Origin of the sequence: Streptococcus mitis (genome assembly GCF_002096755.1) — a bacterium.
GTDB lineage: Bacteria > Bacillota > Bacilli > Lactobacillales > Streptococcaceae > Streptococcus > Streptococcus mitis_AC.
Genome location: NZ_NCVF01000022.1, coordinates 24,569 through 38,455, shown reverse-complemented (window position 1 = coordinate 38,455; position 13,887 = coordinate 24,569). Strand labels below are relative to the sequence as shown.

13 protein-coding genes are annotated in these 13,887 nt (G+C 42.3%); 5 read left to right on the top strand and 8 right to left on the bottom strand.

All coding sequences use genetic code 11. The features are described 5' to 3' along the window. Window positions 1–132: 132 nt before the first annotated feature. Window positions 133–1,524: a Cof-type HAD-IIB family hydrolase gene (locus B7700_RS04730; RefSeq protein WP_084887438.1), complete on the bottom strand. Its 1,392-nt coding sequence runs from the start codon at window positions 1,522–1,524 to the stop codon at window positions 133–135. A gap of 65 nt (window positions 1,525–1,589) precedes the next feature. Here B7700_RS04730 and B7700_RS04725 point away from each other — a divergent pair, with 65 nt between their 5' ends. Further along, window positions 1,590–2,552 (top strand): asparaginase, encoded by a 963-nt coding sequence (locus B7700_RS04725; RefSeq protein WP_084887436.1) that lies wholly within the window; start codon window positions 1,590–1,592, stop codon window positions 2,550–2,552. A gap of 53 nt (window positions 2,553–2,605) precedes the next feature. Here B7700_RS04725 and ccpA read toward each other — a convergent pair whose 3' ends face one another. Further along, window positions 2,606–3,616: a catabolite control protein A gene (gene ccpA, locus B7700_RS04720; RefSeq protein ID WP_020900851.1), complete on the bottom strand. Its 1,011-nt coding sequence runs from the start codon at window positions 3,614–3,616 to the stop codon at window positions 2,606–2,608. Window positions 3,617–3,853: 237 nt separating this feature from the next. On the opposite strand from ccpA, the gene B7700_RS04715 reads away from it, so the two are divergent. Continuing rightward, window positions 3,854–4,171, top strand: a complete 318-nt coding sequence (locus B7700_RS04715; RefSeq protein WP_000886035.1) for a DUF960 domain-containing protein — start codon at window positions 3,854–3,856, stop codon at window positions 4,169–4,171. A 45-nt stretch (window positions 4,172–4,216) separates the two neighbouring features. Here the strand turns inward: B7700_RS04715 and folK are convergent, their stop codons facing one another. From folK to B7700_RS04680, 6 genes are all read right to left on the bottom strand, one after another. Beyond that, entirely contained in the window at window positions 4,217–5,029 is an 813-nt protein-coding gene (gene folK, locus B7700_RS04710) for a 2-amino-4-hydroxy-6-hydroxymethyldihydropteridine diphosphokinase (protein ID WP_084887434.1), read from the bottom strand. Window positions 5,030–5,187: 158 nt separating this feature from the next. Then, window positions 5,188–5,742: a GTP cyclohydrolase I FolE gene (gene folE / locus B7700_RS04700; protein ID WP_078237932.1), complete on the bottom strand. Its 555-nt coding sequence runs from the start codon at window positions 5,740–5,742 to the stop codon at window positions 5,188–5,190. Beyond that, complete coding sequence (locus B7700_RS04695; protein ID WP_049543680.1) at window positions 5,735–7,045, bottom strand: bifunctional folylpolyglutamate synthase/dihydrofolate synthase; 1,311 nt, start codon at window positions 7,043–7,045, stop codon at window positions 5,735–5,737. The genes folE and B7700_RS04695 overlap by 8 nt, the downstream gene beginning before the upstream one ends. Before the next feature lies 1 nt (window position 7,046). Next, window positions 7,047–8,021: a dihydropteroate synthase gene (gene folP / locus B7700_RS04690; RefSeq protein ID WP_192855658.1), complete on the bottom strand. Its 975-nt coding sequence runs from the start codon at window positions 8,019–8,021 to the stop codon at window positions 7,047–7,049. Window positions 8,022–8,114: 93 nt separating this feature from the next. After that, window positions 8,115–8,822, bottom strand: a complete 708-nt coding sequence (locus B7700_RS04685; RefSeq protein WP_049499884.1) for a CPBP family intramembrane glutamic endopeptidase — start codon at window positions 8,820–8,822, stop codon at window positions 8,115–8,117. Between the two features lie 52 nt (window positions 8,823–8,874). Further along, window positions 8,875–10,293 carry an NCS2 family permease gene (locus B7700_RS04680; RefSeq protein ID WP_084887432.1) on the bottom strand — a complete coding sequence of 473 codons (1,419 nt, stop codon included), beginning with the start codon at window positions 10,291–10,293 and terminating at the stop codon, window positions 8,875–8,877. 189 nt (window positions 10,294–10,482) lie between these two features. Here B7700_RS04680 and B7700_RS04675 point away from each other — a divergent pair, with 189 nt between their 5' ends. From B7700_RS04675 to B7700_RS04665, 3 genes are all read left to right on the top strand, one after another. Then, entirely contained in the window at window positions 10,483–11,295 is an 813-nt protein-coding gene (locus tag B7700_RS04675) for a Cof-type HAD-IIB family hydrolase (protein WP_084887430.1), read from the top strand. A gap of 330 nt (window positions 11,296–11,625) precedes the next feature. Beyond that, window positions 11,626–12,645 carry an alcohol dehydrogenase AdhP gene (adhP, locus tag B7700_RS04670; RefSeq protein WP_000649182.1) on the top strand — a complete coding sequence of 340 codons (1,020 nt, stop codon included), beginning with the start codon at window positions 11,626–11,628 and terminating at the stop codon, window positions 12,643–12,645. Window positions 12,646–12,879: 234 nt separating this feature from the next. Further along, window positions 12,880–13,869 (top strand): PTS sugar transporter subunit IIB, encoded by a 990-nt coding sequence (locus B7700_RS04665; protein ID WP_000021970.1) that lies wholly within the window; start codon window positions 12,880–12,882, stop codon window positions 13,867–13,869. Window positions 13,870–13,887 lie beyond the last annotated feature (18 nt).

Genomic DNA, 13,887 nt, shown 5'->3' with positions numbered 1-13,887 from the left:
AAGAAAAGGAGCTCAGCGCTCCTTTTTGTTTACTATTTATACTCTTCGAAAATCAAATTCAAACCACGTCAACGTCGCCTTGCCGTACTCAAGTACAGCCTGCGGCTAGTTTCCTAGTTTGCTCTTTGATTTTCATTGAGTATTATTTCTCTCTTTATGGCGTTCATAAGCCTTGAGTTGGCGCTGCAGTTCCTTTTTAATAGCAGGTTCTGGAGCATATTTTTCTTCCCAATCATCTGGTTTTAAGATTTTATGGGTCACTGGATCAAAATGAGCCTTGCCATCTGGGAAAATTTTCCCCATATTGGCCTGATGAACAATATCAAAAATACGTTCTGGGTCCACTCCCATCAAGACAAAACTACCGTAGGTAAAGTAAAGCGTGTCAATCAGAGCATCTACCTGACCTATCAAATCTTGCTGAGCAGGCGTCTTCTTAGCTACTTTATCTACCGCCTTATCAAGAGCTTGATGAAGTTGCGATACAGCTTGACCAAAGTCCTCTTCAGAAGGGCTGGCAGCTCGAACAAATTCCACCAATTCTTCTATTTTAAAGCTAGCCCTGTGGGTTGCACCTTCTAAATCCCAAGCTCGAGGTTCTTCTTGAGTTCGTTCATCCATCATGTGGTGGAAGGTCTTGACCTTATTGAAATGATAGTCACGGCTGACAAAAACTTTTTCTGAAGCCAAAACACCAAAATGTTCCAGAGCCTTGTGAATGCCGTCTTGCTGATTGCTGGTGGTGATATGTTTGGCGACTTCTTTGACACTGCTACTACCATTTCCCATAGCAACGGACATACCGACACCAGCCAGCATTTCTAGGTCGTTATCTGAGTCACCAAAGGCCATGACTTGGTTGAGGTCAAAGCCATATTCTTTCCCAACTCGGCGTATGCCTTCTAATTTGGAGTTGCCTTGATTGATGACATCCGCTGCAAAAGGATTGCTACGTGTCAATTTCAAATCTTCAAAATCTGCCGCCGCCTTCTCAGATTCTTCTGGCGTCATCAGCATTAGGACTTGATAAATGGGCTGATTCATCAGGTGAAGCAGGTCTTCTTCCTTTTGGGGAACAACCTTGCTGACCATACGATTAAAGGAATGACTCACTGTTCGAGTTAAAACTGAGGGAACGAAGCGACTGATTCGTTGGGAAAAAGAACCCAGACCAAAGGACATGATTTTGGAACCCAACATGGCATCCTTGGTCCCTAGGGCAATCTCCTTGCCCTCTTTTTTAGCATAAGTAATGAGATGGCGCAAGTGTAACTTGGAAATCGGGCTCGTGAACAAGACTCTTTCTTTATTAAAGATATACTGGCCATTATAGGTTACCGCAAAGTCCAAATCCAAATCGTCCATCAATTCCTTAACAAAAAAAGGTCCTCGCCCCGTTGCTACGCCAACCAGTACCCCTTGTTCTTTGACGATCTTAATCGCGTCCTTAGTGGATTTCAAAACACTCTTACGATCGTTAACCAAGGTTCCATCGATATCAAAAAAAACAGCTTTGACTTCCATCCTATCCCAATCTCCCCTTTTGTGATACAATGATTATACCACATTTCAGAAAGAGTGAGTAAATCATGCCTAAGAAAATCCTTGTTTTACATACGGGCGGAACTATTTCCATGCAGGCCGATGCTTCTGGCGTTGTTGTGACGAGTTCTGATAATCCCATGAACCATGTATCCAATCCTCTCGAAGGAATCCAAGTCCACGCCTTGGACTTTTTTAACCTGCCAAGCCCTCATATCAAACCCAAGCATATGCTAGCCCTCTACCAAAAAATTAAAGAGGAAGCTGCTAACTACGATGGAGTGGTGATCACACACGGGACCGATACTTTAGAGGAAACAGCCTATTTCCTTGATACCATGGAAGTTCCCCATATGCCTATCGTTCTAACAGGGGCCATGCGCAGCTCCAACGAACTCGGCAGCGACGGTGTTTATAATTATCTGAGTGCTTTACGAGTTGCTAGTGATGATAGGGCTGCTGACAAAGGGGTTTTGGTCGTTATGAACGATGAAATCCATGCTGCTAAGTATGTTACCAAAACGCATACGACCAACGTCGGCACCTTCCAGACCCCAACACATGGGCCACTTGGTCTGATTACGAAGCGGGAAATCCTCTACTTTAAAACAGCTGAGCCTCGTGTCCGCTTTGACCTTGATCGCATACAAGGATTAGTCCCTATCATCTCTGCTTATGCTGGTATGACAGATGAGCTGATTGATATGCTGGATTTGGAACAATTGGACGGCTTGATTATCCAAGCCTTCGGAGCTGGTAATATTCCCAAAGAAACGGCTGAAAAGTTAGAAAGCCTTCTACAAAAAGGAATCCCAGTCGCTCTGGTATCACGATGCTTTAACGGTATTGCCGAGCCTGTTTATGCCTACCAGGGTGGAGGCGTACAGTTGCAAAAAGCAGGCGTTTTCTTTGTTAAAGAACTCAACGCCCAAAAAGCCCGTTTGAAACTCCTCATCGCACTCAATGCCGGACTAACAGGGCAAGCTTTGAAAGACTATATGGAAGGGTAAGTCTCTTCTCCAGAAAGCAAAATCAGGAAATCTTCACGATTCCCTGATTTTTTCTATTTACGTTTTCGTGTTGAGCGACGTTCTGTCAAACCATGAGGTAAGAGAACTTCACGTTCTTCCAACTCTTCCTTATGCATAATCTTAGTCAACATACGCATACTAATGGCACCAAGGTCATAAAGAGGTTGAGCAATAGTTGTCAAGTTTGGACGGGTGAAGCGTGAGATTTGTGAATCATCACTAGTAATAATCTCAAACTCTTCTGGCACAGACACACCGTGATCCGCCAAACCATTCAAGACACCTGCTGCCAATTCATCACCTGTTACAACTGCTGCAGTTGCATTTGATGAAATCAAGCGTTCTGCCAAGGCATAGCCATCTTCATAAGTGTATTTAGACTCAAATACCAATCCTTCGCTATAAGAAATCCCTGCTTTTTTCAAGGCTTCCTTGTAGCCAACCAAACGAACCTTCCCATTGATATCATCCACTAGTGGACCGCTGACAAAAGCAATACGCTCATTTTCTTTAGCAAGGTAGGTCACTGCATCAATCGTAGCTTGTTTGTAGTCAATATTGACACTTGGAAGCTGATGTTCTACATCCACTGTCCCTGCAAGAACAACTGGTGTTCGAGAGCGAGAAAACTCTGAACGAATTTTTTCAGTCAAGTGGTAACCCATAAAAATGATACCATCCACTTGCTTAGAAAACAATGTATTGACAACCGAAACTTCCTTGTCATCATCCTCATCACTATTGGCAAGGACGATGTTATACTTGTACATTTCAGCGATATCATCAATCCCTTTAGCAAGCGTTGAGAAATAGCCATTGGTAATATTGGGAATCACAACTCCGACAGTGGTTGTCTTTTTACTTGCAAGACCACGCGCTACTGCATTTGGACGGTAATCCAAACGGTCAATCACCTCAAGCACTTTTTTTCGAGTATTCTCTTTTACATTCTTGTTGCCATTGACTACACGGCTAACTGTCGCCATTGAAACTCCTGCTTCACGGGCGACATCATAAATCGTTACTGTATCGTCTGTATTCATTCCATTTCCTTTCTATATCATACCTCACGAGACTCCAAAAAAAGAGACGGTATGAAAATTTCGTTTTCATGATTCTACTTATTCCATTTTATCACTATTTGTAAACACTTTCAAGCGTTTTTTGAAGATTATTTGAAAAAATTTCATAGGAAGCTATGTTTATGAAGAAAAAATCGCCTTTTCTTGATTTTTAATCCTATTTGCTGTATGATAAGGGAAAAGAAAGGGGGAAGAAATATGGCTTTTACCAATACCCATATGCGGTCAGCTAGTTTTGGCATTGTTACCAGCTTGCCTGATGATGTTATTGACTCTTTTTGGTACATCATCGACCACTTCTTAAAAAATGTCTTTGAATTGGAGGAGGAACTCGAGTTTCAATTGCTTAATAACCAAGGAAAAATTACCTTCCACTTTTCAAGTCAACATCTCCCTACAGCCATTGATTTTGACTTTAACCACCCTTTCGACCCTCTTTATCCCCCGAGAGTCCTGGTTTTAGATATGGACGGTAGAGAAACTATCCTCCTCCCAGAAGAAAATGACCTATTTTAAAAACTCTAGCCTTCAGTTACAAGCGACTGAAAACTAGAGTTTTTTCTATTGTTTCAAAGCATTATACAAGTTGCGGATCGGTTGCTTTAATGTCGGATGGATAAAATGAGGCGCAATTTCCTGTAAGGACTCAAGGACAAAAAGGCGTTCCGCTATATAAGGATGAGGCAAGATGAGGTCGTCTGTATAAAGAATCTGGTCCTCTACAAAGAGCAAGTCCAAATCAATCAAACGAGGCCCCCAATGTACTTCTCTCACCCGTCCCATCTCTGACTCAATGGCTAACAAGGTCTCTAATAGAACTGGGGCCGGCAACCAGGTTTCAACCTCAACCACTTGATTAGCAAAGCTATCTTGCTCCACACCACCCCAAGGCTCCGTCGTCAAGATACTAGACTCTTTGAGAATATGGATACCTCGATTTCGCATTTTCTCAATGGCTTGTTTCAAGTTTGCTTGTTTATCTCCCATATTGCTTCCTAGGGCGATAAAGGCTCGTTGCTTGCGGCGATGAATGGTTACCGAGCAAGTATCTAGTGGCAAATGCACTGGCGCCCAAGGTTTTTTCAGTTCCAACTTCATTTCTTGGACAAGAGGATAAGCCTCAAAAGTACGTTCTACCAGTTTATAAGCTACCGTTTCAATTAAATCTTCACTCGTTTCCTGAAACCATGCCGTCCACTGCTGGCACAATTCTCCGTAATGGACAGAGGCTGTTAAATCCAAGTCTGTAGCCGCCTTGGTCATATCATAGGATAGGATTGCGGAAATAACAAACTTCTGCCCCAATTCTTTCTCACTAGGAAAAAGACCATGATAAGCAAAAATTTCCAAATCCTTAATCTGCAGTTGATCCATAATGATTCCTTTCTAGAAAAATCCGCCCAAAGCGGATTCTTTTTATACTCAATGAAAATCAAAGAGCAAACTAGGAAGCTAGCCACAGGCTGCTCAAAACACTGTTTTGAGGTTGCAGATGGAAGCTGACGTGGTTTGAATTTGATTTTTTAAGAGTATTATAGTCCCATTAAACGATAAGCTTGGTCGCGGAGATCCTTATCTGTTTCAAATAGACCACGAGCTACTGTCGTCAAGGTTGCAGTGCCTGGTTTTCTGACACCACGCATGCTCATACACATATGTTCTGCTTCAATGACAACAAAGGCTCCTTTAGCACCTAGATAGTCCATCAAGGCATCGGCTACTTCGATATTCAATCTTTCTTGAATTTGTGGTTTTTTCGAATAAACTTCCACCGTACGGGCAAGTTTGGACAAACCTGCCACACGGCCATCTGGAATGTAGGCTATGTGCGCTCTACCATAAAATGGCAAGAAGTGGTGCTCACACATGGTATGGAAAAAGATATCCTTTTCTACCACCATATTATCGTCAATAATCTCAAAGGATTTTGACAAATGTTCCTCCGCTGTTTGACCAAGACCTGAAAAAATCTCTTGGTACATACGGGCCACACGAGCAGGCGTTTCCTGCAAGCCTTCGCGGTTAGCGTCCTCTCCTACAGCCTCGATAATCATTTTTACAGCTGCTTCAATCTTTTGTTTATCCATTCTCTTTTTTCCTCTCCATCAGATAGGCTCTCACTTGGCTCAAGAAATACAAGGAACCCGTGACAATCCTAACTGTTTTTTTCTCTTCTTTTTTATCTGTCAATTTCTGCTCTAGAAAATCCTGCCAACCTTGGTAGCTGAGATTTCTAGACTTAGCTGCCTCTTTCAGCACGCTTTCATCAGTCGCCCGACTATCGTCAAAATGTGTTAGAGTAAGCTCGGTATCTGGCATGGCCCCAAGCAAATCCAACATATCCTCCAAGGCCTTAGTTTTGATACAAGTAAAGAGGATTTCCTTACGATAATCCGCAAAGCGTTCTTGCAAGGTTGCTAATAAAGCTTTGATAGCATGGGGATTGTGGGCCCCATCCAAGATCATCGAGGGGTTCCTTGACACGATTTCCAAACGCCCTGGCCAACTTGTTTCTTCCAAGGCTTGAGCAAGCAAGTGATTGCTTGCTAGTTCTCGACCATCTTCTTTACAAAAAGCATCAAGTAAAGCTATGGCCATCCCAGCATTCTCTATCTGGTGCAAGCCAAGCAAGCCAGTCTGGAAGCGACCTTGTCTGAGAGAACTAGTATAGTCAAAGACTTCACCCGTTACCACACTCTCTTGATGACTAACTTGATAATCTTTCCCATAGGCAAGTCTCGGCGCAGCTTTCCCTTCCGCAATGCGGTCAATCACAGCCAAGGCTTCTGGAGCGATACGACCTGTCACCAAGGGAATTCCTCGTTTGATAATACCAGCTTTCTGCTCTGCTATGGCTTCCAAGGTGTCACCAAGTAGGGCCACATGGTCCAGTCCAATGGTCGTAATTCCTGTTAAAATTGGCTGGCAAACATTGGTACTATCCAAAAGCCCACCCATGCCCACTTCCATGATGGCCACATCTACTTGCTCTGAGGCAAAGTAGTCATAGGCCAAAGCTGTGATAATCTCAAACTCAGTTGTCCCCTGCAAATTAGCAGCCGATTCCCCTTCCAGCAACGACTGATAGTCTGCCATGAGGGCTTCTAGTCTAGCTTCTGGGATGGATTCCCCGTTGATGCTAATCTGGTCTGAGTAATGAATGAGATAGGGCGAACTGAACACGCCTACTCTCAGACCTAGCTTTACGAGCATATTTTTCAAAAAAGCAATGGTCGAACCCTTGCCATTGGTCCCTCCGATATGGATGACCTTGAGTTTGAGATGGGGATTGCCACGCAAAGCTAATAGTTCCACCATTCGTTCCAAGCCAAAATGCGGTTGGTCCGTCCGGTAGTTGGCAATCCACTGATTGTTTTGAATCTCTTTCATCTTATTTATATTGTTTTAAATCTAGATTTTCCGCTTCATCAGCCAGACGAATAGCGGAGGCAATTTCAACTGCCATCCTGTGACTAGCTACATCATGCACGCGCACCACTTCTACTCCCTGCCTCGCAGCGATACTGGTTACCTGAGCCGAAGCGGTGTCCCGATTTCGGAAACCGACTTCCGTCTCAGGATTGACTTCAAAGCCATTCTCCTCAAGGATATTGATAACAAACCGCTTGCGCGACACTCCAAGAAAGATTGGATAGCCCTTCTGATGGAGTTTATCCAGGTCCCGTAAAAGAAGCAAATTTTCTTTCTTGGTCAGACCAAAGCCGATCCCTGGATCCAGCAGGATGTTTTCTTGAGCAATCCCAGCTTCCTCTGCTCTCGCTAAGGCTCTGTCAAAGAAAGCCTCCATCAAGTCTTCGATTGGCAATTTTTCGAAGTCAGCTAACTCTTCCTCTGTAAAAGCTTGATTAAATCCAAAATGAGGAAATATGAGCGAGCTAGGATGCTGAGGTCGCGCCATGACTGGATTAAACATAATGACTACTTTCGCACCAGCCTTAGCAACCACATGGGCCATTTTCTCATCACCCATGAAACCAGTGATATCATTGACTAGATTGGCACCAGCAGCCAAAGCAGCCTCTGCTACCTGACTCTTCCAAGTATCAATAGAGATGAGGACATCACTTTCCTTGCGAATCGCTTTAATCACTGGAACAACACGCTGGATTTCCTCTTCTATCTCAACATAGCTGCTTCCCGGCCGAGTCGATTCTCCGCCGATATCTAGCATACTAGCCCCTTCTGCTATCAATTTACGAGCCTGCTGGAGTGCTTGCTCAAGAGCAAAAAATTGACCACCGTCCGAAAAGGAGTCTGGGGTTACATTGATAATTCCGCAAATAGCTGTCTTTGCATGATTGGCTTTACTTGACATATCGTTCACTCCCTCAAGGCTTTTCATCATATTATTTCTCTATTTTACCATAAAAAGAAAAAGATGGACACGATTGCATTCATCTTTTTCCCAGTAGAAACAAGTAAGCAATTGTCAAAAATCTTAAACAGATATCCCTAATGTCCGACTCAAAATCACCACGAGAGCCAACAAACAGAAAGCAACCCCATTCACAATCATGTGAAGTAAGATAGACATTTCCAAACGTTGGGTCTTGTAAGCCGTCCAAGATAGAACAATCGACATACCTCCATAAATCAATAAAGAAGGTAAATTACTTGGTTGATGCAATAAAGCAAACACAATCGTACCGACTACAAATCCCAAGTTCTCTTTTCCTCGGAAAATCTTTTTAGGAATAATCCCACGGCACAAGATTTCCTCACAAATCGGAGCAAGCAAGGCCAGTAAGAAGAAACTGGAAATCAGAGAACTATTCTGAACCATATCGTTAATCTGAGACTGGTTACTTGTTGTCGTCTCATTTGACAGTTGTAACAAGATAGAACCAAGTATATTTGACCCGATAATAACTAAATAACTCAAGCCCAAACGTGCCAAATCCTTCGCTCTAAAAAAAGAAAAATTAAAACTTGCTAATTGCGTTTTACGAGCTCCAAAAATAAATAGTGCCAAAACTACAATCGAAATACCAGCAACTATCAGTCCTGACTGCAACAGTGGTACTGCATTTAAAGTTAAAATAGCAGTAACCCCTATAGGAATCTGATATAAAATTGTCGCCAGCAAAAAGATTAACAGCCAACCTGCACGATTCAATAATTCTTTCCACATATTTTTCTCTTTCATCACCCATCTCCTTTATATTAAAAAAGGGGGAAAATCCCCCTGGGTTATCCTATTATAAGGCCATACTGATGTAGTTAAGGATAAACAAGGCATCCAAAATCCAAATCATGACATGAACATCTTTAGCTTGACCTTTAACAAGCTTAGTCAAAGTGTAAGTCAAGAAACCAACTGCAATCCCTTGAGTGATAGAGTAGCTGAATCCCATAAAGATAGATGTGAAGAAAGCAGGAACCGCTTCAGACATATCATCCCAATGGATATTTTTCAAGCTAGCCAACATCATAATCCCAACGATAATCAAGATTGGAGCTGTAGCGGCTGTTGGTACAATCGCTAGAAGTGGGCTAAAGAAGCTTGAGATCGCAAAACAGATTGCCACGACCAAGGCTGTCAAACCAGTACGTCCACCTGCACCGATACCAGCAGCAGACTCGACATAAGTCGTTACGTTCGAAGTACCAGCGATGGCACCAATTGAAGTACCAATCAAGTCAGAGTAAAGAGCCTTATCCAACTTAGCTGATTGGTGGTTTTCACCATTTGTCGCTACGATACCAACTTTTTCACCTGTACCGATCAAGGTACCAATTGTATCAAAAATATCTGTCAATGAGAAGGCAAGAATAGCCATCAGAGTTTCAGGCAAGCGAGCTGTATCTGAAATCAAAGCTCCCAAACCTTCTGAACCAAGAGCTGCACCAAAGACTGTCTTCAAATCTTCAAAGGCTGCACCAACATGGTTATTAGCAAAATCGATGCTTGACAAATCTACCAAACCAACTGCGATAGCAAGAATAGTTGTTGTCAAGATAGAGAGGATAATTCCCCCTTTAATTTCTTTGATAACAAAGAAAATCGTAATAGCAAGTCCTGCAAGAGCCACCAAAACAGCTGGATTATTAAAGCTGACCAATCCTGGAACTGCTGAAGAGTTTGCTGCAATCGTTGCTTGAGCTTTGTCTGCCCCTTCTCCTACAACAGTATAGTTGCCTGGATCAATCGTAAATTTCAAAAGTCCAGCATTCTTAATTCCCACGTAGGCAAGGAAAACACCGATACCAGCTGAAATAGCTGAGCGAAGAGCATTTGGAATCGATTCAATGATCATTTTACGAACATTTGTCAAGGTAATAATCAATGAGATAATTCCACAGATGAAGACCATAGCTAGGGCTTCTTGCCAAGAATAACCGAGTCCAAATACAACTGTAAAGGTAAAGAAGGCATTGAGTCCCATACCTGGTGCTTGAGCATATGGCAAGTTGGCGTAGAAGGCCATCATCAGGGTACCAGCAACTGCACCGATAATCGTTGCGAGGAATACACCCTGAGCAGGCATTCCTGTTTGCGAAAGAATTTGTGGGTTTACAAAGAGAATATAACTCATTGCAAAGAAAGTTGTTAAACCAGCGAGAACCTCTGTACGAATGTCTGTACCGTTCTCTTTTAGTTTAAATAATTTGTCCATTATCAATCTCCTTTTAATTTTTACGAACAATAATAGAATTATATCATTTATCATTCACTTTTTCAATATCTTTGTTTGATTTATTTAAGAAATTGATCCAATTTCATTTTTTGTTTGGAATCTGCTTTTCTGCCTGCTTTCTGTTATAATAGAAGACATCTTATCTGAAAAGACACTAGAAAGGTCCCTATGACGAAAAAAATTATTGCAGTTGACCTGGATGGAACCCTACTCAACTCAGACAGTCAAATTTCTGACTTTACCAAAAAAACCATTAAAAAAGTTGTTGAAAAAGGCCATCAGGTTATTATTACGACAGGTCGCCCTTACCGTATGTCAAAAGATTTTTACCGTGAACTGGGCTTAGACACTCCTATGATTAACTTCAACGGCTCCCTCACTCATTTACCAGACCAAGTTTGGAGCTTTGAAAAGTGTTTAACCGTAGACAAAAAATATCTGCTAGATATGGTTCAACGTTCAGAGGACATTCAAGCCGATTTTATCGCTGGAGAATACCGTAAAAAATTCTATATCACAAATCCCAATGAAGAAATTGCTAATCCCAAACTATTTGGGGTAGAAGCTTTCCAGCCTGAAGATCAATTTCAGCCAGAGTTAGTAACCAAGGATCCTAACTGTATTCTGTTACAGACCAGAGCCAGTGACAAATATGCCTTGGCAAAAGAAATGAACGCCTTCTACCAGCATCAACTGTCTATCAATACCTGGGGAGGTCCGCTCAATATCCTTGAATGTACCCCAAAAGGTGTCAACAAGGCCTTTGCTTTGGACTACTTGCTCAAGGTAATGAACCGCGACAAAAAGGATTTGATTGCCTTTGGAGACGAACACAATGATACCGAAATGCTCGCTTTTGCTGGGAAAGGTTATGCAATGAAAAATGCCAACCCAGAGCTACTTCCCTATGCAGATGAGCAAATTTCCTTGACCAATGACCAAGACGGGGTTGCCAAAACCCTGCAAGACTTATTCTTATAGTCCATACTGATACTCAATGAAAATCAAAGAGCAAACTAGGAAGCTAGCCGTAGGCAGTACTTGGGTACGGCAAGGCGAAGCTGACGTGGTTTGAATTTGATTTTCGAAGAGTATGACCAGCTTGCGGGCTGGTCTTTGTGTTCTTTTCACAGTCTCATCAACCAGTTAATCGATTGTTCTATTTTTTATCTCCAAAACCTTGGAAAAGGCTTTCTTTTGTGATATACTTCACATATAAATACAAGAGAGCTCGTCACACTCGACTCTGTTGACACAAAATCAATCCAGTCCTGTTGTCCCTGTTCTCGGCCAATATCAAGGAGGATAGCTATGAAAGCTGTTGTTGTAAATCCAGAAAGCACTGGTGTTGCTGTTGAAGAAAAAGTACTCCGTCCACTTGAAACTGGGGAAGCACTTGTAGAAATTGAATACTGTGGTGTTTGCCACACTGACCTCCACGTTGCCCATGGTGACTTTGGTCAAGTACCAGGACGTGTCCTAGGACACGAAGGTGTTGGTATCGTCAAAGAAATTGCCCCAGATGTGAAAAGCCTTAAAGTCGGTGACCGCGTCAGCGTTGCTTGGTTCTTTGAAGGATGTGGCACTTGCGAATACTGTACTACTGGCCGTGAAACTCTTTGCCGTACAGTGAAAAATGCTGGCTACTCAGTAGATGGTGGTATGGCTGAACAATGTATTGTAACTGCAGACTATGCTGTCAAAGTTCCTGATGGACTTGATCCAGCCCAAGCTTCTTCTATCACATGTGCTGGTGTAACAACCTATAAAGCCATTAAAGAAGCCAAAGTTGAACCAGGCCAATGGGTTGTTCTTTACGGTGCTGGTGGACTTGGTAACCTAGCTGTTCAATATGCTAAAAAAGTATTCAATGCTCATGTCATCGCAGTTGATATCAACAACGACAAACTTGCCCTTGCTAAAGAAGTCGGTGCGGATATCGTTATTAATGGCCTCGAAGTTGACGATGTACCTGGACTCATCAAGGAAAAAACTGATGGTGGAGCTCATTCAGCTGTCGTAACTGCTGTATCTAAAGTCGCCTTCAACCAGGCTGTTGACTCCGTTCGTGCTGGTGGTCGCGTAGTCGCTGTTGGTCTTCCTTCTGAAATGATGGAACTCAGCATCGTCAAAACCGTTCTAGATGGAATCCAAGTTATCGGTTCTCTTGTTGGAACTCGTAAAGACTTGGAAGAAGCCTTCCAATTCGGTGCAGAAGGTTTGGTAGTCCCAGTTGTCCAAAAACGTCCAGTCGAAGATGCCGTAGCCATTTTCGACGAAATGGAAAAAGGTCAAATTCAAGGACGTATGGTACTCGACTTCACCCACTAATCTAATAGAAACCTATTTTAAAAGTTGGAATGCGCTTCCAACTTTTTTATATTAAATTTTTAAATAAGGATTCAAAAAAGGTCCTCAAAAACTTAATATATCAACATTTTCAGATGTAATCTTTTTAATTATTTTATGATAAATAGTTGATTTTTAGATGAAAACGGTTTATACTTAAACAGTCTTAAAGTTTTCTTAAACGAAAACTAAAACAAAAAAGGAGGAATGACAATAATGAGTATCGGAATCATTATTGCGAGCCACGGCGAATTTGCTGCGGGTATTCATCAGTCAGGATCTATGATCTTTGGTGAACAAGAAAAGGTTCAAGTTGTAACCTTTATGCCAAATGAAGGTCCTGATGATCTATACGCTAAGTTTAATAACGCTGTTGCTGCATTTGACGCAGAGGATGAGGTTCTAGTTTTGGCTGACCTTTGGAGTGGATCTCCATTTAACCAAGCTAGTCGCGTGATGGGAGAAAATCCTGAACGTAAGTTTGCCATCATCACAGGACTGAACTTACCGATGTTAATTCAAGCCTACACAGAGCGCCTCATGGACGCTGCTGCAGGTGTAGAAAAAGTCGCTGCGAATATCATTAAAGAAGCCAAAGATGGCATCAAAGCTCTTCCAGAAGAGTTAAACCCAGTTGAGGAAGTAGCAAGCGCTGCAGCTGCTCCAGTTGCCCAAGCTGCTATTCCAGAAGGAACTGTCATCGGAGACGGTAAACTCAAAATCAACCTTGCCCGTCTAGACACTCGTTTACTTCACGGTCAGGTTGCAACTGCTTGGACTCCAGATTCAAAAGCAGACCGTATCATCGTTGCTTCAGATAACGTAGCTAAAGACGAATTACGTAAAGAATTGATTAAACAAGCAGCTCCAGGTAAAGTGAAAGCAAACGTTGTTCCTATCCAAAAACTAATCGACGTTGCAAAAGACCCTCGCTTCGGAGAAACACATGCCCTTATCTTGTTTGAAACACCTCAAGATGCCCTTCGTGCTATCGAAGGTGGCGTGCCAATCAAAACTCTTAATGTTGGATCAATGGCTCACTCAACTGGTAAAACAATGGTTAACAACGTTTTGTCTATGGATAAAGAAGACGTTGCTACATTTGAAAAAATGCGTGACCTTGGTGTTGAATTTGATGTACGTAAAGTACCAAACGACACGAAAAAAGATTTGTTTGACTTGATCAACAAAGCAAACGTGCAATAATCGATTTTATGAAAGGAT

What these genes read in the sequence shown, in the direction of transcription:
- B7700_RS04730 (WP_084887438.1), bottom strand. Translation starts at nt 1,524, where the DNA reads ATGGAAGTCAAAGCTGTTTTTTTTGATATCGATGGAACCTTGGTTAAC.
- B7700_RS04725 (WP_084887436.1), top strand. Translation starts at nt 1,590, where the DNA reads ATGCCTAAGAAAATCCTTGTTTTACATACGGGCGGAACTATTTCCATG.
- ccpA (WP_020900851.1), bottom strand. Translation starts at nt 3,616, where the DNA reads ATGAATACAGACGATACAGTAACGATTTATGATGTCGCCCGTGAAGCA.
- B7700_RS04715 (WP_000886035.1), top strand. Translation starts at nt 3,854, where the DNA reads ATGGCTTTTACCAATACCCATATGCGGTCAGCTAGTTTTGGCATTGTT.
- folK (WP_084887434.1), bottom strand. Translation starts at nt 5,029, where the DNA reads ATGGATCAACTGCAGATTAAGGATTTGGAAATTTTTGCTTATCATGGT.
- folE (WP_078237932.1), bottom strand. Translation starts at nt 5,742, where the DNA reads ATGGATAAACAAAAGATTGAAGCAGCTGTAAAAATGATTATCGAGGCT.
- B7700_RS04695 (WP_049543680.1), bottom strand. Translation starts at nt 7,045, where the DNA reads ATGAAAGAGATTCAAAACAATCAGTGGATTGCCAACTACCGGACGGAC.
- folP (WP_192855658.1), bottom strand. Translation starts at nt 8,021, where the DNA reads ATGATGAAAAGCCTTGAGGGAGTGAACGATATGTCAAGTAAAGCCAAT.
- B7700_RS04685 (WP_049499884.1), bottom strand. Translation starts at nt 8,822, where the DNA reads ATGAAAGAGAAAAATATGTGGAAAGAATTATTGAATCGTGCAGGTTGG.
- B7700_RS04680 (WP_084887432.1), bottom strand. Translation starts at nt 10,293, where the DNA reads ATGGACAAATTATTTAAACTAAAAGAGAACGGTACAGACATTCGTACA.
- B7700_RS04675 (WP_084887430.1), top strand. Translation starts at nt 10,483, where the DNA reads ATGACGAAAAAAATTATTGCAGTTGACCTGGATGGAACCCTACTCAAC.
- adhP (WP_000649182.1), top strand. Translation starts at nt 11,626, where the DNA reads ATGAAAGCTGTTGTTGTAAATCCAGAAAGCACTGGTGTTGCTGTTGAA.
- B7700_RS04665 (WP_000021970.1), top strand. Translation starts at nt 12,880, where the DNA reads ATGAGTATCGGAATCATTATTGCGAGCCACGGCGAATTTGCTGCGGGT.